The sequence below is a fragment of the Pantoea septica genome, assembly GCF_002095575.1.
GTDB classification, from domain to species: Bacteria; Pseudomonadota; Gammaproteobacteria; order Enterobacterales; family Enterobacteriaceae; genus Pantoea; species Pantoea septica.
Map to the genome: position 1 here is coordinate 14689 of NZ_MLJJ01000042.1, position 15632 is coordinate 30320.

A 15632-nucleotide genomic window follows, 5' to 3' on the forward strand; every position below is an offset into this window, starting at 1 on the left:
TTATAGCGATCCCGCGCGCAGAATCGAAGATGCAACCCTACTCCAGCTGCTGAAGTTCGCCGCGCGGCGTGACGCGCCAGCGGTGCTGGCAGAAAAAGAGCAGCGGGTTATCCTGCTTGCTGTCGCTGTAGCCGCTATAGAGCTGCAGTGGTGTGCCGATCTGCTCTTCGAGCTGAACCACTTTCTCATGGCCAAGACAGCGCATAGCCAGCACGCGACCGCCGAAGCCGCGTCGCATCTGGCTGGCGATCAGCTTGACGCGCGGCAGAAACGCCGAGTCGTAGTAGACCTGCTCCACCAGCGGCTGCGGCGAGCCGGTAATCAGCCAGACGTCGGCATCATCGCTGCCCAGATAGTCGGTCAGGCGCTGCTGCACCACCGGAAATGCGGTCACCCGCTGGCGAAACCACTGCGCAAAGGCCGCTTCGCGCCGCAGCAGCGTGCGCTCCGAGCGGCCAAAGGTGATCGACCAGAGCAGCAGGCTCATCGGCCAGCGCGCCGCGCGCCCTTTAATAAGCAGCCCCAGCCCGACCACCGGCAGCAGGGGTACCACCAGCAGCAAATTGAGCGGCTGACGCCAGAGCAAATAGCGCATAAAGGTGCCGAACATATCCTGCTGATGCAATGTGCCGTCCAGATCGAAAAACACCACGCGACGTTGTGTACCCTTGGTCAAAAAACGCTCCTTTCTGTTTTGTTCGCCCTATGGTTCCTTATTGTAGCCATCAACCGCGGCAGCGGCGAAAACGGCTATTTTTAATTCCAGTGACTACAATGCCAGATGAATAGTTTATTCTTCAGCAGAGACAGGCATCTTACGGCAGGCTACTTAAACGAGGACCAGGCATGAGCTCATTGCTGCGCATTCGTCAGCTCTATCCGCGTCTGGCGCTGAACGAGCGTCGGCTGGCGGACTTTCTGTTGTCACAGCCCGATCGGGCGCGCCATCTCAGCTCGCAGAAGCTGGCTGAAGAGTCGGGCGTTAGCCAGTCGAGCGTAGTGAAATTTGCGCAGAAGCTGGGCTATAAGGGCTTTCCGGCGCTTAAGCTGGCGCTGAGCGAGTCGCTGGCGGATCGCGACGCCATTACCGTGCATAACCACATTCTCAGCGACGACTCGCTGAAAACCGTGGGCGAGAAGCTGCTTACCGAGAAGCTCTCCGCGATTCGCGCCACGCTCGATATCAACAGCGAAGAGAAGCTGAACGCGACGCTGCAACTGCTGAAAAATGCCCAGCGCATCGTGCTGGTAGGCATCGGCGCTTCGGGGCTAGTGGCAAAAGACTTTTCCTGGAAACTGATGAAGATCGGCATTAATGCGGTGGCGGAGCAGGATATGCACGCGCTGTTGGCCAGCGTGCAGGCGATGCGTCCTGGCGATGTGCTGCTGGCGATCTCCTATACCGGCGAGCGTAAAGAGATCAACCTGGCGGCGCAGGAAGCCGCCCAGATCGGCGCGTACGTGCTGGCTTTTACCGGCTTTACGCCTAACAGCCTGCAGCAGACCGCGACCCACTGTCTCTATACCGTGGCGGAAGAGCAAAGCACGCGCAGCGCTGCCATCTCGTCGACCACGGCGCAGCTGGCGCTGACCGATCTGCTGTTTATGGCGCTGGTGCAGAACGATCCAGAGCGAGCCGCCAGCCATATGCGTCACAGCGAAGCGCTGGTGAAAAAGCTGAACTAGGCGGCGAACGCGAGTATAATGGCGCCGTTTTTAGCTGATCAGGTGAAATCATGGCGCTGCTGATTACCGCCAAATGCATTAATTGCGATATGTGCGAACCCGAATGCCCTAACCAGGCGATTACGCTCGGCGCGGAGATCTATGAGATCGACGCCAGCCGCTGCACCGAGTGCGTCGGGCACTACGATGCGCCAACCTGCCAGAGCGTCTGCCCTATCGATAACACGATTGTTATCGATCCACAGCACATCGAATCGCGCGATGCGCTGTGGGAAAAGTTCGTGGTGCTGCACCACTAGTTTTCGATAATCACCGTTGCGCAGGCGTAGTGACGCTCATCCGCCAGCGTGACGTGAACCTGCCTGACGCCCAGCTTTTCCGCCACTTCGCTGGCGTGATTGAAAAAGCGCAACCCGGGCTTGCCCAGCTCATCGTTATAAACTTCAAACTGATTGAACGCCAGTCCACCGCGAATGCCGGTGCCGAAGGCTTTGGCCGCCGCTTCCTTGACGGCGAAGCGCTTAGCGAGAAAGCGCACCGGCTGCTGATGCCGCTGATATTGCTGCCACTCGGCTTCGCTCAGCACGCGCCGCGCCAGGCGGTCGCCGGAGCGCTCGATCACGCCGGCGATACGCTCGATTTCGACGATGTCGGTGCCCAGTCCGAGAATAGCCATTAGCGACGCGCTTCCCGCATCAGCAGCTTCATCTCTTTTACCGCGTCGGCCAGCCCGCTGAAGAGCGCGCGGCCGATAATGGCGTGGCCGATATTCAGCTCGTGCATCTCCGGCAGCGCGGCGATCGGCTGAACGTTGTGGTAGGTCAGGCCGTGACCGGCGTTGACCTTGAGGCCCAGACTGGCGGCAAAGGTGGCGGCGTGACGGATGCGCGCCAGTTCGGCCTCGCGCGGCAACCCTTCCGGCGCCTCAGCGTAGGCGCCGGTATGAATTTCGATGTAGGGCGCGCCGCTGGCGACCGCCGCCTCAATCTGGCGATGGTCGGGGTCGATAAACAGCGAAACCTGTATGCCTGCCTCGCTCAGCTGCTTCACCGCGGCGTTGATTTTTTCCTGCTGCCCCGCCACGTCGAGGCCGCCTTCGGTGGTGACCTCTTCGCGCTTCTCAGGCACCAGACAGACGAAGTGCGGCTGGATATCGCAGGCGATGCCCACCATCTCGTCGGTAACCGCCATCTCCAGGTTCATGCGCGTCTGAATGGTGTCGCGCAGAATACGCACGTCGCGATCGGTGATATGGCGGCGATCTTCGCGCAGATGCACGGTGATGCCTTCCGCGCCCGCCTGCTCGGCGACGAAAGCCGCCTGAACCGGATCGGGATAGTGGGTGCCGCGCGCGTTGCGTACCGTGGCGATATGATCGATGTTGACCCCTAACAGCAACTCAGCCATGACAATCCTCAGGTTAACTATGTCGAAAAATCAGAGTGTACCGCGGCGCGCGGCGCAGGCACAGCGCTACGGGCTGGCGGCATCGGGCCGCTTTTTCGGCACGAACTGGCGAAACAGTTCGATGCTCTTTAAGGGTTTGCCGCCCAGGTAGGGTTTCAGCGCAATGCGGGTAAAGCGCTTGGCGGCGCGCAGCGTATCGGCATCGGGAAAATCGCGTTCCCACAGCGCGCGCAGCTGGCGGCCGGTGAAGCTGCGCTGACCGGCGACGAGACTGGCGATAAAGCCCTTCTCTTCGCGATAGCTGTAGGTCATGTTGTCGGCGACCGGCTCGCCGCTGCCGGCGCAGTGCAGAAAGTCGACGCCGTAGCCAAGATGGCCGAGCAGCGCCAGCTCGAAACGACGCAGCGCCGGTTCGGGCGAGCTGTTGGCCGCCGCCAGCGTTTGCAGACAGTTCAGGTAGTCGAAGAAGAGTTCTGAGAAGGGAAATTCCTGCTCCAGCACGCGCGATACCAGCTCGTTAACGTAGAGGCCGCAGTAGAGCGTGATGCCGCTGAGCGGCAGCGCCAGCGAAACCGCTTCGGCTTTGGTCAGGGTTTTGACCTCGCCGCGCCCGGTCCAGCGCACCAGCAGCGGCGTGAAGGGCTGCAGCGTGCCTTTCAGCTGCGAGCGGCGCGCGCGCGCGCCTTTCGCCAGCACCCTGACCCGCCCGTGGCTTTCGCTGAAGAGATCGAGCAGCAGGCTGGTTTCGCTGTAGGGGCGACTATGCAGCACAAAGGCGCGTTGCCAGCCTTCCATAGGATCAGAGGTCGTCTACGTAGCCCAGGCTGCGCAGCGCACGTTCGTCGTCGGCCCAGCCCGATTTTACTTTGACCCAGAGTTCGAGATGCACTTTAGCTTCGAACATCTCTTCCATATCTTTGCGCGCTTCAATGCCGATGGTTTTGATTTTGGCGCCTTTGTTGCCGATCACCATCTTCTTCTGCCCTTCGCGCTCGACAAGGATCAGGCCATTGATATCGTAGCCGCCGCGATCGTTCGCCACAAACTGCTCGATTTCCACGGTTACGGAGTACGGCAGCTCGGCGCCGAGGAAGCGCATCAGCTTCTCACGAATAATTTCCGAGGCCATAAAGCGCTGCGAGCGGTCGGTGATGTAATCTTCCGGGAAATGGTGGTCCGCCTGCGGCAGACGCTTGCGCACGATCGCCGCAATCGTATCGACGTTTTTTCCGCTTTCGGCGGAAATCGGCACGATGTCGAGGAAGTTCATCTGCTGGCTGAGGAACTGCAGGTGCGGCAGCAGGATGCTTTTATCCTGAATGTTGTCCACTTTGTTGATGGCCAGCACCACCGGCACTTTGTTGTCGCGCAGCTTGTTGAGCACCATCTCGTCGTCCGGCGTCCAGCGCGTGCCTTCAACCACGAAGATCACCAGCTCGACGTCGCCGATGGAGCTGCTGGCCGCGCGGTTCATCAGGCGGTTGATGGCGCGTTTCTCTTCCATGTGCAGCCCGGGCGTATCCACGTAGATGGCCTGGTATTCGCCTTCGGTGTGAATGCCCATAATGCGGTGACGCGTGGTTTGCGGCTTACGCGAGGTGATCGACACCTTCTGCCCCAGCAGCTGGTTCAGTAAGGTGGATTTGCCGACGTTGGGTCGGCCGACAATCGCGACAAAGCCGCAATAGGTATTCTGTTCGCTCATTCGAGTCCTGACTTTTTCAGCGCCTGTTCAGGCGCCGGGATGTTGCTATTCGAGACCAAGCTTAATTAGCGCCTGTTCGGCAGCAGCCTGTTCTGCTTTACGGCGGCTGGAGCCTACGCCCACCACCGGTTCAGCCATGCCACTCACCTGACAGTGAATGGTGAATTCCTGATCGTGGGCTTCGCCACGCACCTGCACCACCAGATAGGACGGCAGCGGCAGATGTCGCCCCTGCAGATACTCCTGCAGGCGGGTTTTCGGATCTTTTTGTTTGTCGCCCGGGCTAATTTGCTCAAGGCGCGACTGATACCAGTCAAGGATCAGCTTTTCCACCGTCTGGATGTTGCTGTCGAGGAAGATGCCGCCGATCAGCGCCTCCACCGTATCCGCCAGGATGGATTCACGGCGGAATCCGCCGCTTTTCAATTCGCCCGGCCCCAGGCGCAAACATTCGCCCAGATCAAATTCTCGCGCCATCTCCGCCAGCGTGTTGCCACGCACCAGCGTCGCGCGCATGCGGCTCATATCGCCCTCGTCGACGCGAGGAAAGCGATGATAGAGCGCATTGGCGATCACATAGCTGAGAATGGAATCGCCGAGAAATTCGAGACGCTCGTTGTGCTTACTACTGGCGCTGCGGTGCGTTAGCGCCTGTTGCAAGAGTTCCGGATGAGTAAAAGTGTAGCCCAGTTTGCGCTGAAGCTTATTAATGAGGATGGGGTTCATGCGATTCCAGTTCTTTTGTGCGTCTGTGACTCTGCATACGAAACAGGGCTGGCTTTCCAACGCATTCTGTTTAGTGTGCAGTGGCCCCCCGCAGGAGGCCAACCGTTTTGCCCGTTTATCCGGGCCAGATTACTTAGTGAATGCCGCCGATACGGCTCAGGCGTACGCCTGTCGGCCACTGACCTTCCTGCTTTTCGAAGCTCATCCAGATGGCGACCGCTTTGCCGACCAGATTGCGTTCCGGGACAAAGCCCCAGTAGCGGCTGTCGGCGCTGTTGTCGCGGTTATCGCCCATCATGAAATATTGCCCCTGCGGCACGATCCAGGTCGCCTGCGGCTGGCCCGGCTGCTGATAATACATGCTCGCCTGGCTCTGCGCTTCGTTTACCAGCAAAATATCGTGCGTGACGTTGCCCAGCGTCTCTTTACGCGTGCCGAGACGCAGTCCGCCGCGCATGGTTTCGCCCTGCGGCACCTGATAGAAGCCGTTGCCCGTTTCATTACCGTCAAAACCGCTGAAGGTCTGAATAAAGTTGCTCGGCTCTACATTGGTGTAGGTGATTGGCAGCGCGCTGGCGCAGCGCTGGCCGGCGGCGCAGTTCGGGCTGACGGTCAGCGTTTTGCTGTAGGGATCGAACACCACTTTGTCGCCCGGCAGGCCGATCACGCGCTTGATGTAGTCCAGGCTCGGATCTTTCGGATATTTAAATACCGCGATATCGCCGCGCTGCGGATGACCGGTCGGGATCAGCGTCGTCTGGGTGATAGGATCTTTGATGCCGTAGGCAAACTTCTCCACCAGAATAAAATCGCCGATCAGCAGCGTCGGCATCATGGAGCCGGACGGGATCTGAAATGGCTCATAGATAAACGAGCGCACCACGAACACGACCAGCAGCACCGGGAAGACCGACGCGGCGGTCTCTACCCAGCCAGGCTGCCCGTTGACTTTCGCCAGCGTTTTCTCGTCGAGGGTATGGCCGGCCGCAGCCTGCGCTTCCGCTCGTTTAGCCCGGCGCGCCGGCGCCCATTTCACACGATCGATACACCAGATAATGCCGGTAATCAGCGTCGCGAGCGCCAGAACCAGGGCGAACATATTAGCCATTAGGGATCCTTATTTGCTGTCCTTGCCGACATGCAGAATAGCGAGGAAGGCTTCCTGCGGCAGCTCAACGTTGCCGACCTGCTTCATGCGCTTCTTGCCATCTTTCTGCTTCTGCAACAGTTTCTTCTTACGGCTGACGTCGCCGCCGTAGCATTTAGCAAGTACGTTTTTACGCAGCTGCTTCACGGTTGAGCGAGCAATGATATGGGTGCCGATCGCCGCCTGAATCGCGATGTCGAACTGCTGACGCGGAATAAGATCTTTCATCTTCTCAACCAGTTCGCGTCCGCGGTACTGCGAATTGTCGCGGTGCGTAATCAGCGCCAGCGCATCGACGCGCTCCTGGTTGATCAGCACATCGACGCGCACCATATCGGAAGCCTGGAAACGTTTGAAGTTGTAATCCAGCGAGGCGTAACCGCGCGAGGTCGACTTCAGACGGTCAAAGAAGTCGAGCACCACTTCCGCCATCGGAATCTCATAGGTCAGCGCGACCTGGTTGCCGTGGTAGACCATGTTGGTCTGCACGCCGCGCTTCTCGATGCAGAGCGTGATGACATTGCCCAGATACTCCTGCGGCAGCAGCATATGACACTCGGCGATCGGCTCGCGCAGCTCTTCGATATTGTTCAGCGGCGGCAACTTAGAGGGGCTGTCGACGTAGATGATTTCGCCGCTGGTAGTCTCCACTTCGTACACTACGGTCGGCGCGGTGGTGATCAAATCGAGATCGTATTCGCGCTCCAGGCGCTCCTGAATGATCTCCATATGCAGCAGACCCAGGAAGCCGCAGCGGAAGCCGAAGCCGAGCGCGGTAGAGCTTTCCGGCTCATAGAACAGCGAGGCGTCGTTCAGGCTCAGCTTGCCGAGCGCGTCGCGGAAGGCTTCGTAGTCGTCAGAGCTGACCGGGAACAGACCGGCATAGACCTGCGGCTTCACTTTTTTGAAGCCAGGCAGCGCTTTATCCGCCGGATTGCGCGACAGCGTCAGGGTATCGCCCACCGGCGCGCCAAGGATATCTTTGATGGCGCAGACCAGCCAGCCCACTTCGCCGCAGTTCAGCTGCGTGCGGTCAACCTGCTTCGGCGTGAAGATGCCGAGGCGATCGGCGTTATAGACCTGACCGGTGCTCATCACTTTGACTTTGTCGCCTTTGCGCAGCGTGCCGTTTTTCACACGGATCAGCGAGACCACGCCAAGGTAATTATCGAACCAGGAGTCGATAATCAGCGCCTGCAGCGGACCTTCCGGATCGCCTTCCGGCGGCGGAATATCGCGCACCAGACGTTCCAGCACTTCCGGCACGCCGACGCCGGTTTTCGCCGAGCAGCGCACCGCATCGGTAGCGTCGATGCCGACGATATCTTCAATCTCCTGCGCCGCACGTTCCGGATCGGCGGCAGGCAGATCGATTTTATTCAGTACCGGCACAACTTCCAGATCCATCTCGATCGCGGTGTAGCAGTTCGCCAGGGTCTGCGCTTCTACGCCCTGTCCTGCGTCCACCACCAGCAGCGCGCCTTCGCACGCCGCCAGCGAGCGCGATACTTCATAGGAGAAGTCGACGTGCCCTGGGGTATCGATGAAATTGAGCTGGTAAGTTTCGCCGTTGAGCGCTTTGTAATCGAGCGTCACGCTCTGCGCTTTGATAGTAATGCCGCGCTCGCGCTCCAGGTCCATCGAGTCGAGAACCTGCGCCGCCATCTCGCGATCGGTCAGGCCGCCACAGATTTGAATCAGGCGGTCAGAGAGCGTCGATTTACCATGGTCAATGTGCGCGATGATGGAGAAGTTTCTTATGTGCTTCATTTATATGAATATCTTCACGTAGAAAAACAGTTGAGAACCTGAGCACAGACACATTCAGGAAGATCGCTCTTTACCTACAATCCTGTCAGCCTCATTAATGACGACGCATATTACACTGTTAAGGCCGCGCATAAAAGAATGGAACGTTGCGGAATCACAACACTTTTTGGCGAGAAACAGGCGCTAAAAGGCCGCGATATACGCGGCCTGCAGAGGATTAGGCTTCGCTTTCCACCCGCAAGGCGTCAGGCGGAAGCGCCACGCTCAGAATGACGGGCTGAAAAGCGGCGCGATCGCCGACTTTCAGCGACACGCCTTTGGCGACGATAAAGCCGCCGATGCCGCCGAGCAGCGCGCCGCAGGCCGCCGCCAGATCGCTGTGAAACAGCGCCTGGAACAGGCCCGCCAGCAGAAACAGCCCAAACAGCGGCGTCATATAGACCAGCAGCGCCGATCCGAGCAAACTGCTCTCTCGGATGCCGAGTTCGATGCGCTGACCGGGCTGAAGCGGCGTCGCGCTGGCGATTTCCATCACGTGAGCGTCTTTCGGCCCCAGTTTGTTCAGCATATGGCTGCCGCAGCCTTTACGGGCCGAGCAGCTGTTGCAAGAAGTTTTCGCCTCCGTATGCAGCGTGGCGATGCCGTCACGCCATGCCACCACCGTGGCCCACTCTCTCATCATCGTTGCGACCTCAGATCAATACTGTCCGCTATGCGTTTTGCCGTCGCAGGCGGCAGTTCGCCTACCACGGTGATTTCGCTATTATCGCGCACTTCGGTCTGCACCGTACGACGTCCTGTGCGCAATGTCTGCGTGACGCTGCTTTTGTCGGCCGGCGTGATATTGATGGCGAAGCTGAACAGGCCGTCGCTGTATAGACGCGATTCAACGGTTTTATTCATCGCCGGAATATCGCGTCGGCTCTGCGACACCAGCTTCATGCCTGCCGGCAGCCAGGCCGGCTGCCAGCTGAGCGTCACCTTCTCGCCTTCCGGCACTGAGAGCGACGGCGGCAGATTGGCTTTTTGCAGTCCCTGCATAAGATTGCGCACGCCTTCGTCGACCGCGAAGCTAATCACGCGGAACTGCTCCAGCGTTTCGCCATCGCGATCCAGCAGATCGATGCGCAGCGGCAGTTTAGTGTCCACATCGAGCCACACTACATAGCTGTAACGCGTGCCGTCGCGCGAGACGATACGGATCACCTCGCACAGCTGATCGGCGATGCGCGAACGCCCCACCGGGATAAAATCCCACGCGCTGGCGAGCTGAGCGAAGTCAGCGAAGATAGGCGACGGCAAGGCGTCGATAATGTTTTGACCGGGCAGAGAGAAAGGATCGAGGCCGGGTTCGAAATAGCTGATATCGCCGCCGCGCTGAATGACCTCGCGACGCGGGCCGTCCATCTGCAGCAGCTGCGCATAGACGCGATTATCGATCACCGCGTGACGATAACGCAGCGACTCGATGCCGATGCGCGAGACGTTGATATAAGCGAATTCGTAGTTGAGGTTCTGGCTTGCCTGCTCCATCTGCTGTAACAACGCCCCAGACGCAGATGTCTGCGCCGGGGCGGTAGATGACCAAAGCAGGCTGCCTGCCAGCAGGCTAACGGCGCACCAAAGCTGCTTCATTACTGCTGTTGCGTACCTAAGGACTGGTTGCCGGGAACGTTCGCCTGCGCCTGCTGCGGCGCGTTGGTTTCGAACTGCAGACGATCGGAATGCAGACGGCGCTGCAGTTCGTAATCCTGCAGCATCGCGTTAACGCGACGGCGCTGCTCCTGAACCTGCTGGTTGGAGCCGCTGGTGTCGAAGGCGTCAGAAGGCACGCCCAGGCTGACTGGCGAAGCCTTGCCCATCATAGGCAGCGTGTTGAACACCGGCGATTCAGACGGTTCCGCGGTGGTGCCGCTCGGCTGGTTGTAGTGCTGTACGCCCACGATAACCGCCAGCGATACGCACGCCGCTACGCCAACCTGAGTCAGTTGCGCTGCCCAGGGACGCATTTTGCGCCAGAAAGGCATCTTCGCAACGCTGGCCGGTTCAGGCTGAGATTCGACGATCAGCGGCGTAACCTTACGAGCCGGCTCTTGTTCAAGGGCCGCCGCAACGCGCGCGGAGATATCGAAGTGCATTACATCGCCTACATCACCGCGCATGGTGTCGCGGATAAGATGATAGCTAGTCCAGCGCTGTTGCAGCTCTGCATCCTGAGATAGTGCTGACAGCAGCGCGTTATCGAGCGCCTCGCCATCCATCAAAGCGGAAAGTTGTTCTTTCTGCATGCCTAAGTACCCTTCCAGTAGCCGTTATCACTGACGTTGGATAAGCGGTTGAACTTTATTATCAATGGCCTCTCGCGCACGGAAGATACGTGAACGCACCGTACCGACCGGGCAATCCATGATGGCGGCGATCTCTTCGTAGCTCAGCCCGTCCAGTTCCCTGAGCGTGATTGCCATACGCAGATCTTCAGGGAGTGCCTCAATGGTGCGAAAGACGATTTGTTTCAGTTCATCTGACAACATTAAGTTCTCAGGGTTCGAAATTTCTTTTAACGCGCCAGCACTTTCGAAATTTTCCGCATCGATCGCATCCACATCGCTGGATGGCGGGCGACGCCCCTGAGCAACCAGATAATTTTTTGCGGTATTGACCGCGATACGATAAAGCCAGGTATAGAACGCGCTGTCGCCGCGAAAGGATTCCAGCGCGCGATACGCTTTGATAAAGGACTCCTGCACGACATCAGGCACGTCTCCCGACGGGACGTAGCGGGAAACCAGACTCGCCACTTTATGCTGGTAGCGAATAACCAGGAGGTTAAATGACTTCTGATCTCCCTTCTGCACCCGCTCTACGAGTACCTGATCCGTTAACTGCTCGCTCATCCGAGGTAATGTCTCCCCAAATACTTTTAAATGCGTAAAGGAACTGCCAGCACATCTTCATGGTTCTGAGCAAGCATGCGCTTAGAGTCGTGGTGCGGCAAAAAGTTCACTTAACGCGCTGATGATGACTCTTCCGGAGGCGCTGTCATTTGTTTTTCATTCTCAAGACAGTGTAATCCAGACTGCGGCTATCAACGCAGAATCGCAGGCAGAGTACCTTATGACAGAGGCTTTTTCATCTTTAAATCCTGCCTGCGCCCCAGGTTTGATATAAAAAACGGTTTTCCGCTGCGCTTTTGGCTAATTTACTGATTTTTCCTCCTTTTGTCGGTTAATCGATCTAAACAAGCGGGCTTAGTGTTTAAAATACTTCACAACATCGCGCGGAACGCCTATTCTCAAGCCACCCATGTTTAGTAAATTAAACACTATGGCATACTCCTTCTCTCCAGATTACCAGTGCGATGTTTTGATTATCGGCAGCGGCGCGGCGGGTTTATCGCTGGCGCTGCGGCTGGCGGCGCATTACGAGGTGCTGGTGCTGAGCAAAGCGCAAGTCAGCGAAGGCTCCACCTTTTACGCCCAGGGCGGCATCGCCGCGGTGTTTGATGAGACCGACAGCATTGAGTCGCATGTAGAAGATACGCTGATCGCCGGCGCCGGCCTGTGCGAACGCGAGGCGGTCTCGTTCGTCGCCAGCAACGCGCGCCACTGCGTGCAGTGGCTGATCGACAACGGCGTCGCCTTCGATCGCGATCCGCAGGCGGCTGGCGATATGCCCTATCATCTGACGCGCGAAGGCGGCCATAGTCATCGGCGCATCCTTCACAGCGCCGACGCCACCGGGCGGGCTGTCGAAACCACGCTGGTGAGCCAGGCGCTGAGTCATCCCCGCATTCATATTCTTGAGCGCAGCAACGCGGTCGATCTGATCCTGTCGGACAAGCTGGGCCTGCCTGGCGCGCGCCGCGCCGTCGGCGCATGGATCTGGAACCGCAACCGCGAGCGGGTCGAAACCTGCAGCGCCCGCGCGGTAGTGCTGGCGACCGGCGGCGCGGCGAAGGTCTATCAGTACACCACCAATCCCGACGTTGCGTCCGGCGACGGCATCGCCATGGCGTGGCGCGCCGGCTGCCGCGTCGCCAATCTTGAATTTAACCAGTTCCATCCTACGTCGCTGTTTCATCCTGACGCGCGCAGCTTTCTGCTGACCGAAGCGCTGCGCGGCGAAGGCGCCTGGCTGCTGCGGCCCGACGGCAGCCGCTTTATGCCCGACTTCGACGCGCGCGCCGAACTGGCGCCGCGCGATATCGTGGCGCGCGCCATCGATCACGAAATGAAGCGGCTCGGCGTCGACTGCGTTTATCTGGATATCAGCCACCAGCCGGCGGCCTTTATACGCGACCATTTCCCGACGATTTATGAAAAACTGCTGACCTTCGGCCTCGACCTGACGCGGGATCGTATTCCCATCGTGCCCGCCGCGCACTACACCTGCGGCGGCGTGATGGTAGACGCGCGCGGACGCACGGACGTCGACGGGCTCTACGCTATCGGCGAAGTAAGCTATACCGGGCTGCACGGCGCCAACCGCATGGCCTCCAACTCTCTGCTGGAGTGTCTGGTTTACGGCTGGTCGGCGGCCGAGGATCTGATTCAGACGCTGCCGCAAAGAGCCGCGCCCGACCAGCTGCCGCCCTGGGATGAAAGCCGCGTAGACGATGCGGACGAGCGGGTGGTAATCCAGCATAACTGGCATGAGCTGCGGCTATTTATGTGGGACTATATGGGGATTGTACGCACCACGCGCAGGCTGGAGCGCGCGCTGCGTCGTATTAACCTGCTGCAGCAGGAGATCAGCGAGTACTACGCGCATTTCCGTCTCTCCAGCGATCTGCTGGAGCTGCGCAACCTGACGCAGGTGGCCGAACTTATGGTGCGCTGCGCGCTGGCGCGAAAAGAGAGCCGCGGGCTCCATTTTACCCGCGACTATCCCGATATGCTGCCCGAAGCGAAGCCGACGATCCTCACGCCCTCTTACATAAAGAGGTAAAAGTCGCGGGTCAGGCTGCGCCAGGCTTCCGAGTAGTGCGTATCCTGATTGCGAATCGCCATGCGCTCCAGCAGCGTTTCGCCCGCGCTGGGGGAAAAACCGAGCAGCACGCGATGCGGCGGCCGATGCGCATATTCCGCCACATCGATGCGAAAACGCAGATGCCAGCCCGCCGTTTGCGCCAGCGTAATCATGGTTTGCCCTACCGTTTCCGGCAGCACGACGCAGAAGAAGCCCTCTTCGTCGATCAAACGCGCCGCGTAACGCAGCAGGCTGGCGTGATCCAGCGTCGCCGTCGAGCGCGCCGCGTCGCGCTCCGGCGTGGCGCAGGCGACATCGGGCGGATAATAGGGCGGATTGCTGACAATCAGCGAATAGCGCTGCTCGCAGCTGTCGGCGAAAGCGGCGATATCCTGCTGATGGACGCGAATGCGCGCCGCCCACGGCGACTGCGCCGCGTTCTCCTGCGCCTGCTGCGCGGCGGCGGCATCCAGCTCAACCGCGTCGATAAGCACCGCATCGGAGGTACGCTGCGCCAGCATCAAGGCGATAAGCCCGCTGCCGCTGCCGATATCGAGCACCCGGCGCGCATTAGCGACCGGTGCCCAGGCGCCCAGCAAAATGGCGTCGGTGCCGACTTTCATGGCGCAGCGGTCGTGCGCCACGAAAAATTGTTTGAAGGTGAAACCGTTTCTTTTTAACACCGGCCGCACTTGCGGCTTTTCCTGCGTCATACTCTGCAACCATTACCCTTTTTCCTGCCGCGCGGCAGCGCTTCAGTGTAACGTGACGGCGTGAGGAATACACGTAATGGGCTGGCAGGCGCGGATTAACAGATGAAGATTGCGTGCGATCTGTCTATAATCAGCGCCCCAAACTGAGGTAGACCATGACAGTAACCACATTCTCCGAACTCGAACTCGACGAAAGCCTGCTGGAAGCCCTGCAGGATAAAGGCTTCACTCGCCCTACCGCCATTCAGGCCGAGGCGATCCCGCCCGCGCTGGAGGGCCGCGACGTTCTGGGTTCGGCGCCTACCGGCACCGGGAAAACCGCCGCGTACCTGTTGCCGGTACTGCAGCATCTGCTCGATTTTCCGCGCAAGAAATCGGGGCCGCCGCGCATCCTGATCCTGACCCCAACGCGGGAACTGGCGATGCAGGTCGCCGATCACGCGCGCGAGCTGGCGAAACATACCCATCTTGATATCGCCACCATCACTGGCGGCGTGGCGTATATGAACCACGCGGAAGTGTTCAGCGAGAACCAGGATGTGGTTGTGGCGACCACCGGACGTCTGCTTCAGTATATTAAAGAAGAGAACTTCGACTGCCGCGCCGTTGAGACGCTGATCCTCGACGAAGCGGACCGCATGCTGGATCTGGGCTTCGCGCAGGATATCGAAACCATTGCAGGCGAAACCCGCTGGCGTAAGCAGACCATGCTCTTCTCCGCGACGCTGGAAGGCGACGCGATTAAAGATTTTGCCGAGCGTCTGCTTAACGATCCGGTCGAAGTCGAAGCCGATCCCAGCCGTCGCGAGCGTAAAAAGATCCAGCAGTGGTATTACCGCGCCGACGATCTGGAGCATAAAACCAAACTGCTGATCCACCTGCTGAAGCAGCCGGACGCCACGCGTTCCATCGTCTTCGTGCGCAAGCGCGAGCGTCTGCACGAGCTGGTGCAGTGGCTGCACGATGCAGGGATCCGCTGCTGCTATCTGGAAGGCGAAATGGTGCAGGCTAAACGCACCGAGGCGATCAAACGCATTACTGACGGCCGCGTCAACGTGCTGGTGGCGACCGACGTCGCCGCGCGCGGCATCGATATCGAAGATGTCAGCCACGTCATCAACTATGATATGCCGCGCACCGCCGATACCTATCTGCACCGTATCGGGCGTACCGCGCGCGCCGGACGTAAAGGCACCGCGCTGTCGCTGGTGGAAGCGCACGATCATCTGCTGCTGGGCAAAATCAGCCGCTATCTGAACGAGCCGCTGAAGCCGCGCGTGATCGACGAGCTGCGTCCGGTAACGCGCGCGCCAAGTGCGAAAACTACCGGAAAACCGTCGAAAAAGGCGCTGGCGAAACGCAAAGAGAAAAAAGAGAGCGAAGCGGAAAAACCGCGCGTGAAGAAACGTCATCGCGACGCCAAAAACGTAGGCAAGCGCCGCAAGCCAAGCGCTGCCGCGCCAGCAAGCAACGATGCGGAATAAATCATCGTCGTCATAAAAAAAACTCG

At 59.3% G+C, this 15632-nt stretch carries 17 protein-coding genes; 4 read left to right on the forward strand and 13 right to left on the reverse strand.

Annotation, left to right across the window (positions count from 1 at the left end; all coding sequences use genetic code 11):
• Nucleotides 1-37: 37 nt before the first annotated feature.
• Nucleotides 38-676 (reverse strand): phosphatidylglycerophosphatase C, encoded by a 639-nt coding sequence (gene yfhb / locus HA46_RS17975; RefSeq protein WP_033791863.1) that lies wholly within the window; start codon nt 674-676, stop codon nt 38-40.
• Nucleotides 677-846: 170 nt separating this feature from the next.
• Here yfhb and HA46_RS17980 point away from each other — a divergent pair, with 170 nt between their 5' ends.
• A complete protein-coding gene (locus HA46_RS17980; RefSeq protein WP_033791864.1) occupies nt 847-1686 on the forward strand; it encodes a MurR/RpiR family transcriptional regulator in 840 nt (279 codons plus the stop codon).
• 50 nt (nt 1687-1736) lie between these two features.
• Nucleotides 1737-1985: a YfhL family 4Fe-4S dicluster ferredoxin gene (locus tag HA46_RS17985; RefSeq protein ID WP_033791866.1), complete on the forward strand. Its 249-nt coding sequence runs from the start codon at nt 1737-1739 to the stop codon at nt 1983-1985.
• Here HA46_RS17985 and acpS read toward each other — a convergent pair.
• The 11 genes from acpS to rpoE all read right to left on the reverse strand — a co-directional run bounded on the left by acpS (nt 1982) and on the right by rpoE (nt 11335).
• Nucleotides 1982-2362, reverse strand: a complete 381-nt coding sequence (gene acpS, locus HA46_RS17990; RefSeq protein WP_033754000.1) for a holo-ACP synthase — start codon at nt 2360-2362, stop codon at nt 1982-1984. The two genes, HA46_RS17985 and acpS, sit on opposite strands and share 4 nt — an antisense overlap.
• On the reverse strand, nt 2362-3093 hold the full coding sequence (gene pdxJ / locus HA46_RS17995; protein WP_084885911.1) for a pyridoxine 5'-phosphate synthase: 732 nt from the start codon (nt 3091-3093) through the stop codon (nt 2362-2364). The genes acpS and pdxJ overlap by 1 nt, the downstream gene beginning before the upstream one ends.
• A gap of 66 nt (nt 3094-3159) precedes the next feature.
• Nucleotides 3160-3888 (reverse strand): DNA repair protein RecO, encoded by a 729-nt coding sequence (gene recO / locus HA46_RS18000; protein ID WP_084885914.1) that lies wholly within the window; start codon nt 3886-3888, stop codon nt 3160-3162.
• Nucleotides 3889-3892: 4 nt separating this feature from the next.
• Complete coding sequence (gene era / locus HA46_RS18005; protein ID WP_033791871.1) at nt 3893-4798, reverse strand: GTPase Era; 906 nt, start codon at nt 4796-4798, stop codon at nt 3893-3895.
• A gap of 45 nt (nt 4799-4843) precedes the next feature.
• Nucleotides 4844-5524, reverse strand: coding sequence for a ribonuclease III (rnc, locus tag HA46_RS18010; RefSeq protein WP_033754012.1), 681 nt, complete (start codon nt 5522-5524; stop codon nt 4844-4846).
• A gap of 133 nt (nt 5525-5657) precedes the next feature.
• On the reverse strand, nt 5658-6632 hold the full coding sequence (lepB, locus tag HA46_RS18015) for a signal peptidase I (RefSeq protein WP_033791875.1): 975 nt from the start codon (nt 6630-6632) through the stop codon (nt 5658-5660).
• Between the two features lie 9 nt (nt 6633-6641).
• The gene (gene lepA, locus HA46_RS18020; protein WP_033791878.1) at nt 6642-8441 is read right to left on the reverse strand and encodes a translation elongation factor 4; all 1800 of its coding nucleotides are present in this window, start codon (nt 8439-8441) and stop codon (nt 6642-6644) included.
• A gap of 217 nt (nt 8442-8658) precedes the next feature.
• A complete protein-coding gene (gene rseC / locus HA46_RS18025) occupies nt 8659-9123 on the reverse strand; it encodes a SoxR-reducing system protein RseC (protein ID WP_033791880.1) in 465 nt (154 codons plus the stop codon).
• Nucleotides 9120-10076: a sigma-E factor regulatory protein RseB gene (rseB, locus tag HA46_RS18030; RefSeq protein ID WP_033791881.1), complete on the reverse strand. Its 957-nt coding sequence runs from the start codon at nt 10074-10076 to the stop codon at nt 9120-9122. Before rseB ends, rseC begins: the two co-directional genes overlap by 4 nt.
• Entirely contained in the window at nt 10076-10729 is a 654-nt protein-coding gene (rseA, locus tag HA46_RS18035; RefSeq protein WP_084885916.1) for an anti-sigma-E factor RseA, read from the reverse strand. Before rseA ends, rseB begins: the two co-directional genes overlap by 1 nt.
• 27 nt (nt 10730-10756) lie before the next feature.
• On the reverse strand, nt 10757-11335 hold the full coding sequence (rpoE, locus tag HA46_RS18040) for an RNA polymerase sigma factor RpoE (protein WP_010617748.1): 579 nt from the start codon (nt 11333-11335) through the stop codon (nt 10757-10759).
• A gap of 409 nt (nt 11336-11744) precedes the next feature.
• Between rpoE and nadB the strand changes: the two genes are divergently transcribed.
• Complete coding sequence (gene nadB, locus HA46_RS18045; RefSeq protein ID WP_033791883.1) at nt 11745-13388, forward strand: L-aspartate oxidase; 1644 nt, start codon at nt 11745-11747, stop codon at nt 13386-13388.
• On the opposite strand, the gene trmN is transcribed toward nadB, so the two are convergent.
• The gene (gene trmN / locus HA46_RS18050; protein WP_084885918.1) at nt 13373-14122 is read right to left on the reverse strand and encodes a tRNA(1)(Val) (adenine(37)-N(6))-methyltransferase TrmN; all 750 of its coding nucleotides are present in this window, start codon (nt 14120-14122) and stop codon (nt 13373-13375) included. The two genes, nadB and trmN, sit on opposite strands and share 16 nt — an antisense overlap.
• 155 nt (nt 14123-14277) lie before the next feature.
• On the opposite strand from trmN, the gene srmB reads away from it, so the two are divergent.
• On the forward strand, nt 14278-15606 hold the full coding sequence (gene srmB / locus HA46_RS18055; protein ID WP_084885920.1) for an ATP-dependent RNA helicase SrmB: 1329 nt from the start codon (nt 14278-14280) through the stop codon (nt 15604-15606).
• The last annotated feature ends 26 nt before the right edge of the window (nt 15607-15632 follow it).

Bases quoted from the DNA above. Each gene is read 5' to 3' on its own strand.
- HA46_RS17985 (WP_033791866.1), top strand. From the start codon at position 1,737: ATGGCGCTGCTGATTACCGCCAAATGCATTAATTGCGATATGTGCGAA.
- HA46_RS17980 (WP_033791864.1), top strand. From the start codon at position 847: ATGAGCTCATTGCTGCGCATTCGTCAGCTCTATCCGCGTCTGGCGCTG.
- rseC (WP_033791880.1), bottom strand. From the start codon at position 9,123: ATGATGAGAGAGTGGGCCACGGTGGTGGCATGGCGTGACGGCATCGCC.
- rnc (WP_033754012.1), bottom strand. From the start codon at position 5,524: ATGAACCCCATCCTCATTAATAAGCTTCAGCGCAAACTGGGCTACACT.
- lepA (WP_033791878.1), bottom strand. From the start codon at position 8,441: ATGAAGCACATAAGAAACTTCTCCATCATCGCGCACATTGACCATGGT.
- era (WP_033791871.1), bottom strand. From the start codon at position 4,798: ATGAGCGAACAGAATACCTATTGCGGCTTTGTCGCGATTGTCGGCCGA.
- srmB (WP_084885920.1), top strand. From the start codon at position 14,278: ATGACAGTAACCACATTCTCCGAACTCGAACTCGACGAAAGCCTGCTG.
- nadB (WP_033791883.1), top strand. From the start codon at position 11,745: ATGTTTAGTAAATTAAACACTATGGCATACTCCTTCTCTCCAGATTAC.
- rseA (WP_084885916.1), bottom strand. From the start codon at position 10,729: ATGCAGAAAGAACAACTTTCCGCTTTGATGGATGGCGAGGCGCTCGAT.
- rseB (WP_033791881.1), bottom strand. From the start codon at position 10,076: ATGAAGCAGCTTTGGTGCGCCGTTAGCCTGCTGGCAGGCAGCCTGCTT.
- lepB (WP_033791875.1), bottom strand. From the start codon at position 6,632: ATGGCTAATATGTTCGCCCTGGTTCTGGCGCTCGCGACGCTGATTACC.
- acpS (WP_033754000.1), bottom strand. From the start codon at position 2,362: ATGGCTATTCTCGGACTGGGCACCGACATCGTCGAAATCGAGCGTATC.
- trmN (WP_084885918.1), bottom strand. From the start codon at position 14,122: ATGACGCAGGAAAAGCCGCAAGTGCGGCCGGTGTTAAAAAGAAACGGT.
- rpoE (WP_010617748.1), bottom strand. From the start codon at position 11,335: ATGAGCGAGCAGTTAACGGATCAGGTACTCGTAGAGCGGGTGCAGAAG.
- recO (WP_084885914.1), bottom strand. From the start codon at position 3,888: ATGGAAGGCTGGCAACGCGCCTTTGTGCTGCATAGTCGCCCCTACAGC.
- pdxJ (WP_084885911.1), bottom strand. From the start codon at position 3,093: ATGGCTGAGTTGCTGTTAGGGGTCAACATCGATCATATCGCCACGGTA.